Source organism: Pantoea coffeiphila (genome assembly GCF_016909495.1).
In the GTDB taxonomy this organism is placed as follows: domain Bacteria; phylum Pseudomonadota; class Gammaproteobacteria; order Enterobacterales; family Enterobacteriaceae; genus Erwinia; species Erwinia coffeiphila.
Genome location: NZ_JAFBFW010000004.1, coordinates 225,423 through 244,391 on the forward strand (window position 1 = coordinate 225,423; position 18,969 = coordinate 244,391).

An 18,969-nucleotide genomic window follows, 5' to 3' on the forward strand; every position below is an offset into this window, starting at 1 on the left:
GCTCAGGCTGACGGAGTTGTTTTCAGAGAGCAGAAGTAACGATATAGCCCTGGTTTGCGCTGCAAAAATGCCATCGGTACTGATGCAGACGGATAAATGCAGGCTATTAGAGAGGTTATCGTGTCTCGTACTATTATGTTAATCCCTACCGGCACCAGCGTCGGCCTGACCAGCGTCAGCCTGGGCGTAATTCGTGCTATGGAACGTAAAGGCGTTCGTCTGAGCGTGTTTAAACCGATCGCTCAGCCGCGTACCGGCGGCAATGCGCCGGATCAGACCACCACCATCATCCGCAAAAACTCCAGCATCCCGGCCGCCGAGCCGCTGGCAATGAGCCGCGTGGAGTCTCTGCTGGGTTCCAACCAGCAGGACGTGCTGATGGAAGAGATCATCGCTCGCTACCACGAAAACACCCGCGATGCGGAAGTGGTGCTGGTGGAAGGTCTGGTGCCAACGCGCAAGCATCAGTTCGCGCAGTCGCTGAACTATGAAATCGCTAAAACGCTGAATGCTGAAATTGTGTTCGTCATGGCGTTGGGCAACGATTCTCCGGCGCAGCTGAAAGAGCGCATCGAGCTGACTCAAAGCAGCTTCGGCGGCAGCAAGAATAAAAATATTACCGGCGTGATCATCAACAAGCTGAACGCACCGGTGGACGAACAGGGCCGCACCCGCCCCGACCTGTCCGAAATCTTTGATGATTCCACCAAGGCTAACGTCGCCAACATCGATCCGAAGCAGCTGTTTGCTAACAGCCCGCTGCCGGTTCTGGGCTGCGTGCCGTGGAGCTTCGATCTGATCGCCACGCGCGCCATCGATATGTGCCGTCACCTGAACGCACGTATCCTCAACGAAGGCGATATCCAGACCCGTCGTATCAAGTCTGTGACCTTCTGCGCACGTAGCCTGCCGCATATGCTTGAGCATTTCCGCCCGGGCTCGCTGCTGGTGACCTCCGCAGACCGCCCTGACGTGCTGGTTGCCGCCTGCCTGGCCGCCATGAACGGCGTGGAAATTGGTGCGATCCTGCTGACCGGTGGTTATGCAATCGATGCGCCTATCCAGAAACTGTGCGAGCGCGCATTCCAGACCGGCCTGCCGGTATTTATGGTGGATACCAACACCTGGCAGACTTCTCTGAGCCTGCAAAGCTTCAACCTGGAAGTGCCAACCGACGATACTCAGCGCATTGAGCGCGTGCAGGAATACGTTGCCAGCCATATCGACGCCGAGTGGGTCGAGTCGCTGACTGCGGCTTCCGAGCGCAGCCGTCGTCTGTCTCCGCCAGCCTTCCGCTACCAGCTGACCGAGCTGGCGCGTAAAGCCGGTAAACGTATCGTTCTGCCGGAAGGCGACGAGCCGCGTACCGTGAAAGCGGCAGCCATCTGTGCCGAGCGCGGCATCGCTACCTGTATTCTTCTGGGTAACCCGGAAGAGATCCAGCGCGTTGCGGCTGCACAGGGCGTTGAGCTGGGCAAAGGCATTGAGATTGTTGACCCGGCAGTGGTGCGTGAAAACTACGTTGCCCGCCTGGTTGAACTGCGTAAGAGCAAAGGCATGACCGAAGTGGTCGCGCAGGAGCAGCTGGAAGACAACGTGATGCTGGGCACCATGATGCTGGAAGCCAGTGAAGTTGACGGTCTGGTATCCGGTGCGGTGCACACAACGGCAAACACCATTCGTCCGCCGCTGCAGCTGATCAAAACCGCGCCAAACAGCTCGCTGGTCTCTTCCGTGTTCTTCATGCTGCTGCCTGAGCAGGTTCTGGTTTATGGCGACTGCGCCATTAACCCGGACCCGAACCCGGAGCAGCTGGCAGAGATCGCCATTCAGTCAGCGGATTCCGCGACTGCCTTCGGTATTGAGCCGCGCGTTGCGATGATCTCCTACTCTACCGGTAACTCCGGTGCCGGTAGCGACGTTGAGAAAGTGCGTGAAGCGACCCGCATCGCGCAGGAAAAACGTCCGGATCTGGTTATCGATGGTCCGCTGCAGTATGACGCCGCGATCATGGACGATGTTGCCAAGTCTAAGGCACCAAACTCCCCGGTTGCCGGCCGTGCTACGGTGTTTATCTTCCCGGATCTGAACACCGGTAACACCACTTACAAAGCGGTACAGCGTTCTGCGGATCTGATTTCCATCGGTCCAATGCTGCAGGGTATGCGTAAGCCGGTGAACGACCTGTCTCGCGGTGCGCTGGTGGATGATATTGTCTACACCATCGCGCTGACGGCGATTCAGTCCAAGCAGGCTGAAGGTTGATTTAAGCTCTGATGCAGTAGCAGGTCTTACGGCCTGATGCTGATCGATTAAAGCCGCTATCTTTTGGGATAGCGGCTTTTTTTATGGCCGGTGGCAAGGGACTGAATATCTGGATGTTGCGGCTGTAGTTCTGGATATTACGATCTCCCGGTGGTGTTGCTGTAATACCAGGAAATGGGTGCCCAGCCTGCAAATCAAACGCTGAACAAACCCTGAATCACCGTCAGACAGCTCTGTAATAACGGTGCTGACTGGTGGCTGCCACGGCTGGCAATCCGCAGCGCTGAACGAAGAAAGGAAGCCAGGATGTGCCCGCAGGACGCGGGCGCAAGGCTCGGTCGGCACACGGATGTGCCGTCTGAGCCGGTCCGAGAGGCTGACGAACGCAGTGAGGGCACCACGCAACGCGTGGCGCGAGGACCGGCCAGACGGGGCAGCCACCAGCCAGCACGAACTCCGGCATCACAGGCGCTACAACAAAGGTAGCCGTGCGATCCCCCCTATAACAATTCGCGCGCCGCAGCCACAATCTCATCCGCCGTCAACCCATACTCCTGCTGAAGCCACTCCTGGGTTCCTACCTGACCATAGCGCTCCTTCACCCCAACCCGCCGCATCGGCACCGGGCAGCTTTCCACCAGCACTTCCGCCACCGCCGACCCCAGCCCGTTATGAATACTGTGATTCTCACAGGTCACGATGCGTCCGGTTTTCTCCGCATAGTTTTTAACCAGCATGCGGTCGATCGGCTTGAGGGTAAACATATCGATCACCGCCGCGCTTACGCCCTGCTCTGCCAGCCGATCGGCGGCTACCAGCGCTTCAGCCACCATGATGCCGTTGGCGATAAGCGTAATATCACTGCCGTCGCGCAGTACATTGCCTTTACCAATGGTAAAACGCGTGCCCTCCGGATAGATTTTTGCCGCCTGCTTGCGGATAGTGCGTACCCAGTAAAAACCGCGCAGCGTCGCCAGCTGCTGCAAAATATCGCGGAACATCGTCGCATCGGTGACCTCCATCACCACCGAGTTTGCCAGGCCGCGCACAATGCCCATATCTTCAAACGACATATGCGTGCCGCCGTTGTGGCAGGCCGTCACCCCTGCATCGGAGGCGATAACCTTAACGTTGTTCTTTTGATAATCGAGTGCCATAAACAGCTGATCGAAGCAGCGGCGGCTGGCAAAAGCGGTAAAAGTATGCACAAACGGCGTGCGCCCGGTCAGCGACAGACCGGCAGAAACGCCAATCACGTTAGCCTCCATAATGCCGCAGTTGATAACGTGCTGCGGCCAGTCCCGCTGCACGCCGTCCATCGCCATCGAACTCATCAGATCGGCTTCCAGCGCAATCACCGGCGTTCCGGCGGAAACCTGCTCACGAATGAAGTTGGCGTAAACTTTACGCATTTCAGTGGTATCACGCTCAAGCGTTACAGCAGTTGTTTCAGTCATGGGCGGCCTCCAGGGCAGCAATTTCAGCGTCAATAGCCTGCCGCTGCTCCGGCGTCAGGCGCAGATGGTGGCTGTTACTTAACTGTTCAAGCCACGGCACCCCCTGCCCTTTAATACTGTCGAGGACAATAGCCAGCGGCCGCTGCTGCGCCTCCCTGACTGGTTTCAGCGCGCCATACAGCGCGGGGATATCGGCACCGGGTACGGTTTGCGCCTCAAAACCAAAGGCGGTGAATTTTTCCGCCAGATCGAACGGCTGAATCACTTCATCGAGCGTGCCGTCCAGCTGCTGCTTATTCCAGTCCACCAGCACGGTCAGATTGTTCAGCTTGTGGTGAGCGATAAACTGAAACGCTTCCCAGCACTGCCCCTCATTCAGCTCTCCGTCGCCAACGATGCAGAACACTCTATTGCTGCGCCCCGCCAGCCGGTGGGAAAGCGCCATCCCGGCGGCAATCGAGATCCCCTGCCCCAGCGAACCGGTCGTCGCATCCACGCCGCGCGTTTTCAGCCGGTCCGGATGGCTGGGCAGCAGCGTACCGTTCTCATTTAGCGTGATCAGCTGTTCCCGGGGGAAGTAGCCTTTGATCGCCAGCGTACTGTAAAGCGCGGGCCCGGCATGCCCCTTCGACAGTACAAAGTAGTCGCGTTCAGACCAGTCCGGATCGCCCGGATCGATGCGCATCACATCGCCGTAGAGTACCGCCAGGGTTTCCACCACCGACATACTGCCGCCGTAGTGGCCGAAGCCAAGATGGGTCAGCGCCTTCAGGGTTTCCACGCGGATATCGTTCGCTAACTGCGTCAGTTCTCGGGTATTCATGGATTAACCTCCGTATCATTTTTGCTGCCATCGTTGGCCGGTTTGGGTTTGCGGAACAGGTTATGCAGCACCAGCAGCGCGAAGATGCCGACAATCACCACCGTAATCATCTCTTTCGACAGATACTGCGCCAGGTTCCCCAGAATAATGCCCACCACGCCGAAGTCGGCATCCGAGAAGGTGGTATTGGCGAAACCCAGTGCGCCCAGCACCGGCAGTAGCAGTACCGGCAGGAAGGTGATCAGCAGACCGTTAGCAAATGCCCCACACATCGCACCGCGTCGGCCGCCGGTGGCATTGCCAAAGACGCCTGCGGTAGCACCGGTAAAGAAGTGCGGCACCACGCCAGGCAGGATCAGCACCAGCTTCAGCTGGCCAAGCAGGAACAGCCCCACCAGCCCACCGAGGAAGCTGAACAGGAAGCCAATCAGCACCGCGTTGGGCGCATAAGGGTAAACCACCGGGCAGTCGAGGGCGGGACGCGCGTTCGGCACCAGTTTTTCCGAGAAGCCGGTAAACGCGGGGACGATCTCGGCCAGAATCAACCTCACACCCTGCAGGATGATAAACACCCCGGCGGCGAAGGTGATGGCCTGGATGATGGCGTACACCAGGAAGTTCTGGCCGCCGCTGAGCTGCGATTCAACGTATTCACTCCCGGCACAGAAGGCCATAATCATGTAAATAACGATCATGGTCAGGGAGATAGAGATGGAACTGTCGCGCAGGAAGCTCAGATTTTTCGGCAGGTTCATCTCTTCGGTAGAGCGCGAGCTTTTACCGGTTTTACTGCCGATCCAGCCCGCCAGCACATAGCCAATCGTGCCGAAATGGCCGAAACCGATATCGTCATTGCCGGTGATCTGCCGCATATAGCGCTGAGCGATGGCCGGGAAAATCGCCATTATCAGCCCCAGCGTCAGCGCGCCGGTAAATACCAGCAGCACGCCATCAAAGCCCGCTACGCTGAGAATAACCGCGATCATGCAAGCCATATAAAACGTATGATGCCCGGTAAGGAAGATATATTTAAGGCGGGTAAATCGGGCAACAATGATATTCGCCACCATGCCAAATGCCATAATCAGCGCGGTAGAGGCTCCGTATTTTTCTAAGGCAATTGAGACTATCGCTTCGTTATTAGGAATAATCCCCTGAATATTAAATGCGTGCTCAAACATTCCTCCTAAGGGATTGAGCGAGCTGACCAGAACGGTGGCGCCACCGCCCAGAACGATAAAGCCGAGTATGGTTTTTACTGTGCCTTTTACCACGTCAGTAAAAGGTTTTTTTTGAGCAATCAGGCCAATCATGGCGATCAGCCCCACCAGTACAGAGGGAACTTTTAATATATCTACCACAAACTTCAGCGTTTCCTGGATAATCATATCCGCCTCGCTTCGAAGGATTAATGGGAAGAGAAATATTCCTTGAGTTTTGTTTCCAGCTCCGTCATGTCGATAATACTTTTCAACACCACCAGCCTGTCCGGTGGCACATTGGCGCTTTCCGCAATATCTCGCGCCATGACAAACAGATCCGCCGCACCCGGCGTTGCCGATGAGAGGTCAGAGTGTTCTACCTCCGCTTCAATATTGAGTTTCTTCAGCACTTTTTTGATATTCATTTCAACCATAAAGCTGCTGCCAAGACCTGAACCGCATACGGCCATGATTCTCATAACGCCACCTTATTTACAGTCGAACGGAACCATGCCGATAAAAGCACAGCGTCATTATTTTTCGAAATCATTCAGAACGGAGCGATAACTTTTTTAATTTCCTCCCGCGTTGTGGCGCGGTGCAGGTCTTCCAGCGCCTGGCCATTAGAAAATAACTCGCTGAGGCTGGATAACATCGTAATATGCGAATGACTGTCTTTCGCCGCCAGCATCACAATGACATTCACCGGGTCAAATTCTCCTGCACCAAAATTTACGCCGTGCCGAAGTTTAAGCAGCGACAGCCCCATTTCGCAGGCCCCTTCCTCCGGGCGAGCATGTGGCATTGCCAGACCTGGTGCCAGTACATAATAAGGGCCAATTTGCTGATGACCGCGAATAATAGCCGGAACGTAGTGGCTATTAATCACGCCTGCTTTCAGCAAGGGTGCGGCACATAATTGCAGTGCCTGCTGCCAGTCGGATATTTCATCAGCCAGCTGGATAGTGCCATCGTGCAACCAGTGATTTAACACGCCACCTCCTGTTTTCATTTTGCGCTGGGTGAACAAACTGTAATCAACGGATAAATAATCATCCGTGACTATTCTCACAAAGATAGCGCTACCAAAAGTTATTCAGTGGATTTGTGATAGCGCTATCATAAAGAGCATGCCGTCAGCCGATTTTTCGCCAAAGCAATAACCTGACGACTAACATGTTCTTTGCAGATACTGGTAAATTGACAGCTAAATGGACGCAAAAACGGAAACAGCCATGTCAGTCAATCGAAAACGACGCGGTACGGGGCGGGTAACGCTGTCCGATGTCGCCAATCTTGCCGGGGTGGGAACGATGACCGTTTCGCGCGCGTTGCGCACGCCCGACCAGGTTTCCGACAAACTCAGGGAAAAAATTGAAGCGGCGGTAAATGAACTGGGCTATCTGCCTAATCTTGCCGCCAGCGCTCTGGCTTCCGCCTCTTCGCGAACCATCGCCATGGTGGTTCCCGGCCTGGCCGAAGCGGGATGCTCAACAATGTTTGCCGGGTTGCAGCAGATCCTGCAGCCGGCGGGCTACCAGATTATGCTTACCGAGTCGCATCATCGCCTGGAAAATGAGGAAGCGCTGCTGGAGACGCTGCTGTCGTGGAACCTGGCCGCGGTGATCCTGCTGAGCGTTGAACATGGCCCGAATCTGCACCAGTGGCTCAGTTCCGCACGCATACCGGTGATGGAAATCGGCTCAATTCGCACCGATCCGCTGGATATGAATATCGGTATTGATAACGTTGAAGGGATGTTTCAACTGACCTGCCTGCTGGCCGAGCGCGGCTATCAGAATATCGGGCTGCTGTGCGCCAGCCAGGAGCAGCGCCTGTTTCAGCAGCACCTGCGCGGCTGGCATAAAGCGATGCTGCGCCATCATATGTCGCCCCATCGGGTGATCAACGCCGCCACCCCTGCCAGTTTTTCCGCCGGGGCACGGCAGCTGCCGGAGTTTATCCTCAACTGGCCGGAGCTGGATGCGCTGGTTTGTGTTTCCGACGAACTGGCCTGCGGCGTGATGTACGAGTGCCAGCGGCGGCGTATCAAGGTGCCGGATGATTTAGCCGTTGTCGGCTACGGCAACAGCGACGTCAGCCAGGTTTGCCAGCCGCCCCTGACCACCGTCACCATCCCCCATCTCCAGATCGGCATCAACGCAGGTAAAGCGCTGCTGGCAAGGTTGGAAGAGGAACCATGGGAAGGCAAACCGCTGGCACCCAGGCTGTGCCTGCGCGACAGCTGCTAGCGCGGAAAAGAAACGGGGCGCAGCCTGCGCTGCGCCCCGCTATCCACAAAATCGGCGATTACTCGCCTTCGCCGTTACGGCTCAGCCACAGCGACAGGGCTTTCAGCGAGTCGGCGGTGAATTCATCGCAGCGAGAGGTAATCTCTTCCGGCGTCATCCAGAAAATCTCATCCACTTCTTCTTCCTGCATGGCGAACGGGCCGTGAGACACGCAGCTGAACAGGCCACCCCAGACGCGGCAGTGCTCATCTTCGTAGTAAAACAGGCCATGCTCCGCAAACGGTACGGCAGCGATTCCCAGTTCCTCTTCCGCTTCGCGCCGTGCAGACTCCAGCATCACTTCGCCGCTTTGCACCACGCCGCCTGCGGTAGCGTCCAGCATGCCCGGCATAAAGTCTTTAATCTCGGTACGGCGCTGTACCAGAATTTTACCCATGCCATCGTGAACCACGATGTAGGTAGCCCGGTGTCGTAAACACTGGGCACGCATTTGTGCTCGGCTGGATTGGGCGATGACCTCGTTATCTTCATTAACGATATCGACCCACTCAGTGCCTGGCTCTTGCTCCACCATCCGTATCCCTTTTTGTTCTGGCGCTTTGCGCCGTTTAGTCATTATTATTCGCGGCGCAGCGCGGTCCGCCTAAATTAATGATTAACGCCCCGCGACGCAATCATCCATTTGTGCGCATTCAGCTCAGGCCAGTTTGGCTGATTCCGCCAGCCACAGCTGCACGGATGCGCGCTGCCACTGGAAGTTTGCATAGTCGGCAATCCGCTGCGGCAACGTGTCACCATGCAGCGCCAGGCGATTCAGCATCACGGCAAAATCGGTGTCGGCAATGGTCCATTCGCCAAACAGATTCTGCTGACCAGCAGGAAGTAAACGCTCGGCGGCGGCAATCAATCTTTCGGCACTGGCCTGCCCGGCCTCGTCCAGCGGTGCCAGACGCGCACCGGCGAAGAGGACTTCGGTTGGGCGCTGCTGGCGAATGGGCATAAAATCGCTGCGCAGCCAGGCCTGTAGCTCACGTGCTCTGGCGCGTTTTTCTCGATCGCGCGGATAGAGGCGTTCATATTCGGGTGCAGGAAAGCGATCTTCAAGGTATTCGGCGATCGCCGAGGATTCCGAGAGCAGGAAGTCATCAACCTGAAGTGTCGGAACGCGGCGCGTAAGCGATATCTCACCGTAGGCCTGCTGATGGTGTTCTTCGCGCGCGAGATCGATGCGTTTCAGCGTAAAGGGCAGCCCTTTCTCACTGAGCGCAACGTAAACTGACATCACATACGGACTAAAATAGTTAGCATCTGACCACAGAATAATATTCGGGTGACTCATCAGGCGTCCTTCGACGGTTACGGATTGAAACACCTGTTTAGCTGGTTTTTCGGCCGAAGGCAAACATCTCGTGTGAGTCAGATAGCAAATCAGAATGGCAGCAATCATCGTTACGGTTTACCTACCCGAAATGGACCAAAAATCCATTGTTATCAGCCACCGTGCGCATTGTCACAGGTGGCAGCGCTATCTTCACCTATGCTGAAAGTGACCGTAACCGCGATCCACTGAAAAGGATAAACAGCATGCATATTCTGCTCACCGGCGGCACCGGGCTGATCGGCCAGCCGCTCGTTGCCCGTCTGCTTCAGGCTGGTCACGAGGTCAGCGTGGTGACCCGCGATGTGGCTGGCGCAAGGAAAAAACTCGGCGAGAAGGTCCGGCTATGGTCCGGGCTGGAGAAACAGCACGATCTCAACGGCATTGACGCGGTGATTAATCTGGCCGGGGAGCCGATTGCCGCCAAACGCTGGAGCGAGACGCAAAAACAGCTGCTGTGCCGCAGCCGCTGGCAGATCACCGAACGGCTTGCTGCATTAATCTCTGCCAGCAGTTCGCCGCCTGCCGTGCTGATTTCGGGCTCTGCCACCGGTTTTTACGGGAATACCGGCGAGCTGGTGGTGACCGAAGACGATCCCGGCCACGATGAGTTCACCCATCGCCTGTGCGATACCTGGGAAAAACTGGCGATGCTGGCGGCGAGCGAACGGACCCGCGTCTGCCTGCTGCGTACCGGCGTGGTGCTGAGCCGTTCCGGAGGTGCACTGGAGAAGATGAAGCTGCCGTTTAAAATGGGCGTTGGCGGGCCGCTCGGCAGCGGTAAACAGTTTTTGCCGTGGCTCCATATCGACGACATGCTGAACGGCATTCTCTGGCTGCTGGAGCATCCGACGCTGAGCGGGCCGTTTAACCTGGTCGCCCCCTATGCGGTGCGCAATCAGCAGTTTGCCGCCGCGCTGGGCGAAGCCATGCACCGCCCTGCTATCGTGCGTACGCCAGCCAGCGCGATCCGCCTGCTGATGGGTGAATCCGCGGTGCTGGTGCTCGGCGGGCAGCACGTATTGCCGCAGCGCCTTGAGGCATCCGGCTTTCGTTTCCGCTGGTATGAGTTAGATGAAGCACTGGCTGATGTGATCGACAGTAAAAAATAACCCTCTGACGTACCGCCATCGGGTTTAGGCCAGCCAACGCACCCAACAGGCAACCTGCCTGCCGCTTCGCATACCAGAGCAGGATTGCACGGTGAATAACACGCCGTTAAGCAGATGACAGGCGGTTAGCAGGGGAACGCCTAACGCGGCCTTCCCCTTACGGGCAGTTACTTCAGTGCACCGGATAAAAACTGCTGCAGGCGGGCGCTTTTCGGGTTATTAAACAGCTCGTCCGGCGCGCCTTCCTCTTCAATTTTACCCTGATGCAGGAAAATCACGTGGCTGGAGACATGACGGGCAAACTCCATCTCATGCGTCACCACCACCATGGTTTTCCCCTCTTCGGCCAGTTTCTGCATAATGCGCAGCACTTCGCCCACCAGTTCCGGGTCCAGCGCCGAGGTCGGCTCATCAAACAGCAGCACCTCCGGCTCCATTGCCAGCGCACGGGCAATGGACACGCGCTGCTGCTGGCCGCCAGAGAGATGCACCGGGTATTTGGCGCGCGCACGCTCGTCAATGCCGACCTTGTCCAGATAGCGGATCGCCCGCTCGCGCGCTTCGCTTTTGCCCAGCCCCAGCACCTGAATCGGCGCTTCCATCACGTTCTCCAGCACCGTCATGTGGCTCCAGAGGTTGAAGTGCTGGAACACCATGGTCAGGCGGGTACGCAGGGTGCGCAGCTGCTCTTTATTGGACACTTTCAGCTGGCCGTCTTTATCACGCACCAGATTAATATTTTCATTGTTAACCGAGATAGTCCCTTCGCTTGGCTTCTCCAGGAAGTTAATGCAGCGCAGGAAGGTACTTTTCCCCGAACCGGAAGATCCGATAATACTGATGACATCGCCGGCATTGGCCTGTAGCGATACGCCCTTCAGCACCTCATGTTCACCATAGCGTTTGTGCAGTTCGGTAACGCTTAATTTATTGTCAGCCATAGTTTTACTCAGTGTGACGATGAAGGTTTAACGTGTGCCAGCCAGCGTTTTTCCGCTTTACGGAACAGGCTGATCAGCACATAGGAAATAATCAGATACAGCACCGCCGCCAGTCCGAAGGCGATAAACGGCTGATAGGTGGCGGAGTTAATATCGCGCGCCACTTTCAGCAGATCCGGCACGGTGGCGGTAAACGCCAGCGCCGTAGAGTGCAGCATCAGAATCACTTCATTACTGTAGGCAGGCAGCGCGGTGCGCAGCGCCGAAGGCATGATAATGCAGCGGTAAAGTTTGAAAGTGGAGAAACCGTAGGCGCGTGCGGCTTCAATCTCACCGTGCGGCACCGAGCGGATCGCCCCGGCGAAAATCTCCGTGGTATAGGCGCAGGTATTGAGCGTAAAGGCCAGCAGCGTACAGTTCAGCCCGCTGCGGAAGAACGCATTCAGCATCTCGGTGCCTTTGACGATCTCCAGCGTGTACATGCCGGAATAGAACACCAGCAGCTGTACGTAAAGCGGCGTGCCGCGAAACACATAGGTAAACAGCCACACCGGGAACCACACGGCTTTGTGCTGCGACACGCGGGCAATGGATAAAAACACCGCCATACAGCCGCCGATCGCCACTGAAATAATCAGCAGCCACAGGGTCATTGCCACACCGGTAAAACGATAGCCGTCGGTCCACAGCAGGGCTTTCCAGTATTCCTGAACAATCTCAATCATAAATCAGCCCTTTTCACACCTACGGTATAACGACGTTCCAGCCACCACAGCACGCCATTGGACAGCGTGGTAAAGATCAGATAGATAACCCCGGCAACGATGGCAAAGTAGAACGGCTGCCAGGTGGTTTTACCCGCCAGCTGCGTTGCTTTAACCACATCTTCCAGCCCAAGCAGGGAGACCAGTGCGGTGGCTTTCAGAATCACCTGCCAGTTATTGCCGATGCCCGGCAGCGCAAAGCGCATCATCCCAGGGAACAGCACACGACGGAAGGTTTGCGAAGAGGTGAAGCCATAAGCGGTTGCTGCTTCGATCTGCCCCTTTGGCACCGCCATATAGGCACCGCGGAAGGTTTCAGTAAAGTAGGCCCCGTAGATAAAGCCGAGGGTGATAATGCCGGCCACCATGGGATCGATATCAAACTGCCCGACGCCGATCAAATCGGTAAAGTGGTTCAGAATGATTTGCAGACCGTAGAAGATTAACAGCATCAGAACGAGGTCAGGCACGCCACGGATCAGCGTGGTGTAACCTTCAAAGATCATCGCCAGCGGGCGGTTATTGGAGAGTTTTGCCCCGGCACCGATTAATCCCAGTATCACGGCAAGTACCACCGAACTTAGCGCCAGTTCCAGCGTCACCAGGGCGCCTTTAAAAATGACTTCAGAATAGCCATACAGCATAAATATTATCCTGTCGTTGTGGTCAAAAATGCAGCCTCACCGCAAGCACAGTGAGGCTGGCAGACAGGGACTACTTAATCGCCGTATACATTAAAGTCGAAATATTTTTTTGCCAACTTATCGTAGGTACCATCTTTACGAATTTCGTCGAAAGCTTTATCGATCGCTGCTTTTAACGCCGGATCGTCCTTACGCATGCCCATACCGGTACCAATACCGAAGATTTTTTCATCTTTCACTGACGGACCGGCAAATGCATAGTCCTTACCGGCAGGCTGTTTGAGGAAGCCTTCGCTGGCCGCCACTTCATCCTGGAATGCGGCGTCGATACGACCGGCGGTCAGATCCTGATACACCAGATCCTGGTTCGCGTATGGCGTGACGGTCACACCTTTTGGACGCCAGTTATCGTTGGCGTAGGTTTCCTGGGTGGTGCCCTGCAGCAGCCCGATGTTTTTGCCTTTCAGCGATTCCAGGGTTGGCTCGATTTTAGAGCCTTTTGGCGCGATCAGACGGGAGTCGGCCGCGTACAGTTTTTCTGAGAAGGCGATCTCCTGCTGGCGTTTTTCAGTAATCGACAGAGAGGAGATGATAGCGTCAATTTTCTTCGCTTTTAATGAAGGGATAAGCGCATCAAAGTCGCTTTCCACGAAGGTACATTTGGTTTCCATACGCTTACAAATTTCGGTGGCCAGATCGATATCAAAGCCTACCAGCTGCCCCTGGGCATTTTTCATTTCAAACGGTGCATAGGTTGGATCGGTGCCGATACGCAGCGTTTTTGGACCGGCAGCAAATGCGCTGCCTGCTGAGGTGATTGCCAGCAACAGGGAAAGAGCCAGGACCTGCTTTTTCATAGATTACCCTCGAGTCGTCTTATTATAGGATTCGTGATGTTTGTCCACGCAATTGTTTTGCAGATTTCATGCCACATTTTGTGGCAATCTCCGCTTTTTTCAGCGCGTAAAGCAAGGCAGCGTAAATGCCCGGTTTGCTGGGGAATATATAGCAGGTTTGAAGGGACTTAGCGGCAACAATGTTTCACAATGGTGCAACATCTGCACGAAATGCGATTCAGCACCAACATTTGAACCACGCTGGTGCAGTGCACCATCCGCTATGCACCCTGCCAGCGCGTGAACAAATCGTTGTCGAGAGCGATATCAAACTGGTCCAGCACGCGGTTCACCGTCTGGTCGACAATCTGCATCACATTTTCCGGGCGGTGATAAAACGCCGGCACCGGCGGCATAATAATCGCCCCCAGCTCCGCTGCGGTGGTCATCATCCGCAGATGGCCCAGGTGCAGCGGCGTTTCGCGCACGCAGAGCACCAGTCGGCGGCGCTCTTTCAGCACCACATCCGCCGCGCGAGTCAGCAGGCCGTCGCTGTAGCTGTGAACAATACCGGACAGGGTTTTCATTGAGCACGGCAGGATCGCCATGCCGTCGGTTTTGAACGACCCGGAAGAGATGCTGGCGGCAATATCGCGCACATCGTGAACCACGTCGGCCAGCGCCTGCACCTCACGCAGCGTGTAGCCACTTTCCAGCGCCAGCGTTTGCCGCGCGGCCTGACTCATTATCAGGTGTGTCTCCACGTCGCTGACCTGCTGTAACACCTGCAGCGTGCGAATACCATAGATCACACCACTGGCACCGGAGATGCCGATAATCAGTCTTTTCATACCAAATCCTTTAAAAAAAACGGGCCGGAATTGCTTCCGGCCCATCTTACCTGCTTACACCGCGAAGCGCTTAGCCTTCGTTATGAATTTCCAGGTTTTCGACTTCGTTCTGACGCGCCATCGCTTTGGCATCGTCATTACGCAGCGACTGCAGATACTCAAGGTACTGCTGGTCGACGTCTTTGGTGACGTAAATACCGTTGAACACCGAACATTCGAACTGGGCGATATCCGGGTTCTCTTCCTTCACCGCTTCGATCAGATCGTCAAGGTCCTGGAAAATCAGCGCATCGGCACCGATCAGCTGGCGAATCTCTTCCACTTCGCGGCCGTGAGCAATCAGCTCGGTAGCGCTTGGCATATCAATGCCGTAGACGTTCGGGAAACGAATTTCCGGAGCCGCCGACGCCAGGTACACTTTCTTCGCACCGGCTTCACGGGCCATTTCGATAATCTGCTCGGAGGTGGTACCGCGCACGATGGAATCATCCACCAGCAGCACGTTCTTACCGCGGAATTCCGCACGGTTAGCGTTCAGCTTACGGCGGACCGCACTGCGGCGCAGCTGCTGTCCCGGCATGATAAAGGTACGGCCAACGTAACGGTTTTTCACAAAACCCTGACGGTATGGCTTATCAAGAATACGTGCCATCTCCAGAGCGATATCGCAGGAGGTTTCAGGGATTGGGATCACCACGTCGATGTCCAGATCTTCCCACTCGCGGGCGATTTTCTCACCCAGCTTGGTGCCCATACGCACGCGGGCGCTGTACACCGAAATCTTGTCGAGGAAGGAGTCCGGGCGCGCGAAGTAAACGTATTCGAACAGGCACGGGTTAACCTTTGGATTCTCAGCGCACTGACGGGTGAACAGCTGACCTTTTTCAGTCACGTAAACCGCTTCGCCCGGGGCAACATCGCGCAGGAACTCAAAGCCCAGCGTATCCAGCGCCACGCTTTCAGAGGCCACCATATACTCGGTACGGCCATCAACCAGCGCGCGCTTGCCGATCACTAACGGGCGAATGCCGTTCGGATCGCGGAAGGCAACCAGACCGTGACCGATAATCATCGCTACGCAGGCATAGGCACCGCGCACGCGCTGATGCACGGCGGCAACGGCGGAGAAGATATTTTCGGCTTCCAGCGGGTCCTGTTGGAAACGATCCACTTCCTGCGCAAAGATGTTCAGCAGGATTTCAGAATCCGACGTGGTGTTTACATGACGGCGACCGGTTTCAAACAACTCTTTACGCAGCTCGTGCGCATTGGTCAGGTTGCCGTTATGGGCCAGTGTAATCCCGTAAGGAGAGTTCACATAGAAGGGCTGGGCTTCAGAAGCGCTGGAGCTTCCTGCGGTTGGGTAACGCACGTGGCCGATACCCATATTACCCTGCATACGTTGCATGTGGCGGGCTTCAAATACATCGCTGACCAGACCGTTTGCTTTACGCAGGCGGAAGCAATTTAATGCATCGATGGTAACGATGCCTGCGGCATCCTGCCCACGGTGCTGAAGCACCGTTAACGCGTCATAAATCGACTGGTTGACCGGCATAAAACCGGCGATCCCGACAATACCGCACATATTGACATTTCCTCATAGCCGCAACCCCGGTGCGATTACCGGGGCAAAAAACTCGACGTGCTCTTCAGGTAGTCAAAGAACCACCCGATGATGTAACTGAACTGAGGGATTAACTTCGACTGCTGCCAGTCGAGGCTTTTGGAAAAGCCGGTGAATGTATCGAGGAAAAACAGCATAGCGGCCACAATCAGTACGCCACGCAGTGCCCCAAAACAGACGCCCAGTACTCTGTCGGTACCCGACAGGCCGGTTTTCTCAACCAGCGAACCAATTACATAGTTAACGATTGCGCCAACGATTAGCGTGGCAACAAATAACACTGCAATGGCGATTCCATTCCGAATCAGCTCGTCTTCAAATCCTGTGAACCAGACGGCAAGGTAGGAGAAGTAATGACTGGCGACAAAGAATGCGCATCCCCAGGTGACGAGAGAAAGTGCTTCCCGAATAAACCCACGGATCAGGCTAACCAGAGCCGAAAAAGCTATAACCGCAATAATGACGTTATCTATCCAGACCATGAACTCTTCCAGTGACAGTAATCGTGAAAACGCCCCTGCATCCAGTTCGGGGCGAATTCTAACAGAAAAAGAAAACGTTTGCGTAGGGTTTTCCTGCGTCGTTTTAAATAAACGAAAACGCTGAAAAAACCGTCGGGTGGGCGACATTCCTGCCGCTCACCACGCCAGAATGCAATTCGTTGATTTGCTTTATATCATGTTGCCTTCGGCCAGACACAGCCCGGTGCCACGCCGCTCTTCAACGGGTGGCACCTGTTACAGCGATTGCTGTGGCCGCACAATCTACCGCGACGGTTAGCGCGCGCCCCAGGCTTTGACGACGCCGCCAAGACCAGAGATGCCCTGTAGCTCACCGACTGCCGCCTGCATTTTGGCTTTTGACGCATCAGGCCCGACATAAATACGGGTGATCTGTCCGGCAACCGGCGTTGCTGGCACGGTGAAAGCACGATAGCCCGAAAGCCGCAGCTGCGCGACGATTTCGTTTACCTTGGCCGCATTTTTCAGCGCACCCAGCTGGACGACATACGCCTGGCCGGTCGGTGCGGCTTCAGCGGCAGCCGGTTTCTCAGCAGGCGTTTCCACCTTAGGCTGAGTCTGCTGCTGCTGAACAGGAGGCTTCTCAATCGGCTTCTCGACCGGTTTTTCCACCGGTTTCGGTTTCTCTACCGGCTTCGGCTTTTCAACCACTTTCGGCGGCTGCTGTACCGGTTGCTGGACAGGCTGTTGCTGCACCGGCGGCGGCGAAACCAGCGTGGGCTGATTGTTCGACTTCGGCGCGGTCGATCCGCTGTCGGCCTGCGAGGAATTTTCCCCGTCGGCACGGCTGATGGCTTCGCTTGCCCCTTCCGGCGGCTGCGCCGGCAGCGACTGCGTTACCGGCGGTGCCAGTTCGGTCTCCTGCTGGTCGCCTGGTTTCGGCACCAGCGGAATGGCCGCGAACTCTTCCTTATAGTGTTTCTTTTTACCATCCAGCAGACCGGGCAGCACGATCACGCCCAGCGCAACAATAATAACGGTGCCGACTAAACGGTTTTGAAACTTACTTGCCACTGCCGTTCTCCGCTGTCATCGTTTCCATTACGTGTGCGACGGTGTGGAATGACCCACACACCAGCACAATGTCCTGTTCCGCCGCCTGCTGCATCGCCTGATGCCAGGCATCGGCCACGGAGCCAAACGCCTGCGCCCCGCTAAGATGGGCAACCAGCTGCTCGGCAGAAGCACCGCGCGGGCCTTCCAGCGGTGCACAATACCAGTAATCCACCTGCGGACTGAGGCAGGCCAGCGTCCCGGCGATATCTTTGTCGTGCAGCATTCCCACTACCGCGTGAACTTTACCGCGCTGCGGCAGTTCCGCCAGCCGACCGGCAAGATATGCGGCCGCGTGCGGGTTATGCGCCACGTCCAGAATCACCTGCGGTGAATGCGCCACGGTCTGGAAGCGGCCGGGCAGGATTGCCTGATGCAGGCTGGCACGAATAGTGGCCTCATCAATCGACAGACCCGACGCCCGCAGTGCAGCCAGCGCGGTGGCGGCATTCGGCAGCGGCACCTGCGGCAGCGGCAGGTTGTCAATGCTGCCGCTGGCATCGTGGAACGACCAGCCGCCGTCGGTCAGGCTGTAAGACCAGTCGCGATCGCGCTGCTGCAGCTGCGCGCCAACCTCTCGCGCCACGTCGGCAATGGTTGACGGCATATCAGGTTCCCCGACAATGGCTGGTTTCCCCTGGCGAAACACTCCGGCCTTTTCACGGCCGATGCTTTCGCGGTCCGGGCCAAGCCAGTCAACGTGGTCCAGCGCAATGCTGGTGATCGCCGCAACGTCCGCATCAACGATATTGGTCGCATCCAGCCGCCCACCCAAACCGACTTCGAGAATGACCACGTCCAGCTGCGCCTGCTTAAACAGCCACAGCGCCGACAGCGTGCCGTATTCGAAATAGGTCAGCGAGGTCTCTCCGCGCCCGGCTTCGATGGCCGCAAACGACGCGGTATGCGCCGACTCGGCCAGCTCTTCGCCCTGAATACGTACACGTTCAGTGTAGCGGATTAAATGTGGAGAGCTGTACACGCCCACGCGATAACCGGCAGCCATCAGTACGGTTTCCAGCGTGCGGCAGGTGGTGCCCTTGCCGTTCGTACCGGCAACGGTAAAGACCTTCGGAGCGGGTGTTAACAGATCGAGTGAGGTGGCTACCCGGCGGATACGATCCAGCCCGAGTTCAATAGCCTGAGAGTGTAAATGCTCAAGATAATAAAGCCACGTGGCAAGAGGCGACGTGGCTTGAGGAAGATTATCCATGTGTCCCGTTCACAAAGTTACGGTTCATTG

The 18,969-nt window shown here is 56.3% G+C and carries 19 protein-coding genes; 3 read left to right on the forward strand and 16 right to left on the reverse strand.

Going from position 1 to position 18,969, the window contains the following annotated elements:
* The first annotated feature begins 120 nt into the window (after positions 1-120).
* A complete protein-coding gene (pta, locus tag JOE09_RS14575; protein ID WP_205066280.1) occupies positions 121-2,265 on the forward strand; it encodes a phosphate acetyltransferase in 2,145 nt (714 codons plus the stop codon).
* A 500-nt stretch (positions 2,266-2,765) separates the two neighbouring features.
* Here the strand turns inward: pta and JOE09_RS14580 are convergent, their stop codons facing one another.
* From JOE09_RS14580 to JOE09_RS14600, 5 genes are all read right to left on the reverse strand, one after another.
* Positions 2,766-3,722, reverse strand: a complete 957-nt coding sequence (locus JOE09_RS14580) for a transketolase family protein (protein WP_205066281.1) — start codon at positions 3,720-3,722, stop codon at positions 2,766-2,768.
* Complete coding sequence (locus JOE09_RS14585) at positions 3,715-4,545, reverse strand: transketolase (RefSeq protein ID WP_200562916.1); 831 nt, start codon at positions 4,543-4,545, stop codon at positions 3,715-3,717. Before JOE09_RS14585 ends, JOE09_RS14580 begins: the two co-directional genes overlap by 8 nt.
* Entirely contained in the window at positions 4,542-5,933 is a 1,392-nt protein-coding gene (locus JOE09_RS14590; RefSeq protein WP_205066282.1) for a PTS ascorbate transporter subunit IIC, read from the reverse strand. Before JOE09_RS14590 ends, JOE09_RS14585 begins: the two co-directional genes overlap by 4 nt.
* Positions 5,934-5,953: 20 nt before the next feature.
* Positions 5,954-6,226: a PTS sugar transporter subunit IIB gene (locus JOE09_RS14595; RefSeq protein ID WP_105591255.1), complete on the reverse strand. Its 273-nt coding sequence runs from the start codon at positions 6,224-6,226 to the stop codon at positions 5,954-5,956.
* A gap of 71 nt (positions 6,227-6,297) precedes the next feature.
* Positions 6,298-6,741 (reverse strand): PTS sugar transporter subunit IIA, encoded by a 444-nt coding sequence (locus JOE09_RS14600; protein ID WP_205066283.1) that lies wholly within the window; start codon positions 6,739-6,741, stop codon positions 6,298-6,300.
* Between the two features lie 241 nt (positions 6,742-6,982).
* Between JOE09_RS14600 and JOE09_RS14605 the strand changes: the two genes are divergently transcribed.
* Positions 6,983-7,999, forward strand: a complete 1,017-nt coding sequence (locus tag JOE09_RS14605) for a LacI family DNA-binding transcriptional regulator (RefSeq protein ID WP_205066284.1) — start codon at positions 6,983-6,985, stop codon at positions 7,997-7,999.
* A gap of 58 nt (positions 8,000-8,057) precedes the next feature.
* Here the strand turns inward: JOE09_RS14605 and yfcD are convergent, their stop codons facing one another.
* Together yfcD and yfcF are read right to left on the reverse strand one after the other, a co-directional pair.
* Positions 8,058-8,573 carry an NUDIX hydrolase YfcD gene (yfcD, locus tag JOE09_RS14610; RefSeq protein WP_105591252.1) on the reverse strand — a complete coding sequence of 172 codons (516 nt, stop codon included), beginning with the start codon at positions 8,571-8,573 and terminating at the stop codon, positions 8,058-8,060.
* Between the two features lie 123 nt (positions 8,574-8,696).
* Complete coding sequence (gene yfcF / locus JOE09_RS14615) at positions 8,697-9,338, reverse strand: glutathione transferase (RefSeq protein ID WP_205066285.1); 642 nt, start codon at positions 9,336-9,338, stop codon at positions 8,697-8,699.
* Positions 9,339-9,583: 245 nt separating this feature from the next.
* Here yfcF and JOE09_RS14620 point away from each other — a divergent pair, with 245 nt between their 5' ends.
* Positions 9,584-10,489, forward strand: a complete 906-nt coding sequence (locus JOE09_RS14620; protein WP_205066286.1) for a TIGR01777 family oxidoreductase — start codon at positions 9,584-9,586, stop codon at positions 10,487-10,489.
* Between the two features lie 167 nt (positions 10,490-10,656).
* Here JOE09_RS14620 and hisP read toward each other — a convergent pair whose 3' ends face one another.
* The 9 genes from hisP to folC form a co-directional block, all read right to left on the reverse strand.
* Positions 10,657-11,430: a histidine ABC transporter ATP-binding protein HisP gene (gene hisP, locus JOE09_RS14625; protein ID WP_105591250.1), complete on the reverse strand. Its 774-nt coding sequence runs from the start codon at positions 11,428-11,430 to the stop codon at positions 10,657-10,659.
* Positions 11,431-11,438: 8 nt separating this feature from the next.
* Positions 11,439-12,155 carry an ABC transporter permease gene (locus tag JOE09_RS14630; protein WP_105591249.1) on the reverse strand — a complete coding sequence of 239 codons (717 nt, stop codon included), beginning with the start codon at positions 12,153-12,155 and terminating at the stop codon, positions 11,439-11,441.
* On the reverse strand, positions 12,152-12,838 hold the full coding sequence (locus JOE09_RS14635; protein ID WP_205066287.1) for a histidine ABC transporter permease HisQ: 687 nt from the start codon (positions 12,836-12,838) through the stop codon (positions 12,152-12,154). The genes JOE09_RS14630 and JOE09_RS14635 overlap by 4 nt, the downstream gene beginning before the upstream one ends.
* Before the next feature lie 74 nt (positions 12,839-12,912).
* Entirely contained in the window at positions 12,913-13,695 is a 783-nt protein-coding gene (argT, locus tag JOE09_RS14640; protein WP_105591247.1) for a lysine/arginine/ornithine ABC transporter substrate-binding protein ArgT, read from the reverse strand.
* Between the two features lie 260 nt (positions 13,696-13,955).
* On the reverse strand, positions 13,956-14,525 hold the full coding sequence (locus tag JOE09_RS14645) for a UbiX family flavin prenyltransferase (protein ID WP_205066288.1): 570 nt from the start codon (positions 14,523-14,525) through the stop codon (positions 13,956-13,958).
* 70 nt (positions 14,526-14,595) lie between these two features.
* Positions 14,596-16,113 (reverse strand): amidophosphoribosyltransferase, encoded by a 1,518-nt coding sequence (gene purF, locus JOE09_RS14650; RefSeq protein WP_105591245.1) that lies wholly within the window; start codon positions 16,111-16,113, stop codon positions 14,596-14,598.
* Between the two features lie 35 nt (positions 16,114-16,148).
* On the reverse strand, positions 16,149-16,634 hold the full coding sequence (gene cvpA, locus JOE09_RS14655; RefSeq protein WP_105591244.1) for a colicin V production protein: 486 nt from the start codon (positions 16,632-16,634) through the stop codon (positions 16,149-16,151).
* Positions 16,635-16,928: 294 nt separating this feature from the next.
* Positions 16,929-17,687 carry a cell division protein DedD gene (gene dedD / locus JOE09_RS14660; protein WP_205066289.1) on the reverse strand — a complete coding sequence of 253 codons (759 nt, stop codon included), beginning with the start codon at positions 17,685-17,687 and terminating at the stop codon, positions 16,929-16,931.
* A complete protein-coding gene (folC, locus tag JOE09_RS14665) occupies positions 17,677-18,939 on the reverse strand; it encodes a bifunctional tetrahydrofolate synthase/dihydrofolate synthase (RefSeq protein WP_205066290.1) in 1,263 nt (420 codons plus the stop codon). Before folC ends, dedD begins: the two co-directional genes overlap by 11 nt.
* Positions 18,940-18,969: the final 30 nt, after the last annotated feature.

Excerpts from the sequence above, each read along its gene's own strand:
- yfcF (WP_205066285.1), bottom strand. The coding sequence starts at position 9,338 with ATGAGTCACCCGAATATTATTCTGTGGTCAGATGCTAACTATTTTAGT.
- JOE09_RS14605 (WP_205066284.1), top strand. The coding sequence starts at position 6,983 with ATGTCAGTCAATCGAAAACGACGCGGTACGGGGCGGGTAACGCTGTCC.
- yfcD (WP_105591252.1), bottom strand. The coding sequence starts at position 8,573 with ATGGTGGAGCAAGAGCCAGGCACTGAGTGGGTCGATATCGTTAATGAA.
- JOE09_RS14630 (WP_105591249.1), bottom strand. The coding sequence starts at position 12,155 with ATGATTGAGATTGTTCAGGAATACTGGAAAGCCCTGCTGTGGACCGAC.
- JOE09_RS14580 (WP_205066281.1), bottom strand. The coding sequence starts at position 3,722 with ATGACTGAAACAACTGCTGTAACGCTTGAGCGTGATACCACTGAAATG.
- JOE09_RS14590 (WP_205066282.1), bottom strand. The coding sequence starts at position 5,933 with ATGATTATCCAGGAAACGCTGAAGTTTGTGGTAGATATATTAAAAGTT.
- JOE09_RS14645 (WP_205066288.1), bottom strand. The coding sequence starts at position 14,525 with ATGAAAAGACTGATTATCGGCATCTCCGGTGCCAGTGGTGTGATCTAT.
- purF (WP_105591245.1), bottom strand. The coding sequence starts at position 16,113 with ATGTGCGGTATTGTCGGGATCGCCGGTTTTATGCCGGTCAACCAGTCG.
- folC (WP_205066290.1), bottom strand. The coding sequence starts at position 18,939 with ATGGATAATCTTCCTCAAGCCACGTCGCCTCTTGCCACGTGGCTTTAT.
- argT (WP_105591247.1), bottom strand. The coding sequence starts at position 13,695 with ATGAAAAAGCAGGTCCTGGCTCTTTCCCTGTTGCTGGCAATCACCTCA.
- JOE09_RS14595 (WP_105591255.1), bottom strand. The coding sequence starts at position 6,226 with ATGAGAATCATGGCCGTATGCGGTTCAGGTCTTGGCAGCAGCTTTATG.
- JOE09_RS14620 (WP_205066286.1), top strand. The coding sequence starts at position 9,584 with ATGCATATTCTGCTCACCGGCGGCACCGGGCTGATCGGCCAGCCGCTC.
- hisP (WP_105591250.1), bottom strand. The coding sequence starts at position 11,430 with ATGGCTGACAATAAATTAAGCGTTACCGAACTGCACAAACGCTATGGT.
- JOE09_RS14635 (WP_205066287.1), bottom strand. The coding sequence starts at position 12,838 with ATGCTGTATGGCTATTCTGAAGTCATTTTTAAAGGCGCCCTGGTGACG.
- cvpA (WP_105591244.1), bottom strand. The coding sequence starts at position 16,634 with ATGGTCTGGATAGATAACGTCATTATTGCGGTTATAGCTTTTTCGGCT.
- JOE09_RS14585 (WP_200562916.1), bottom strand. The coding sequence starts at position 4,545 with ATGAATACCCGAGAACTGACGCAGTTAGCGAACGATATCCGCGTGGAA.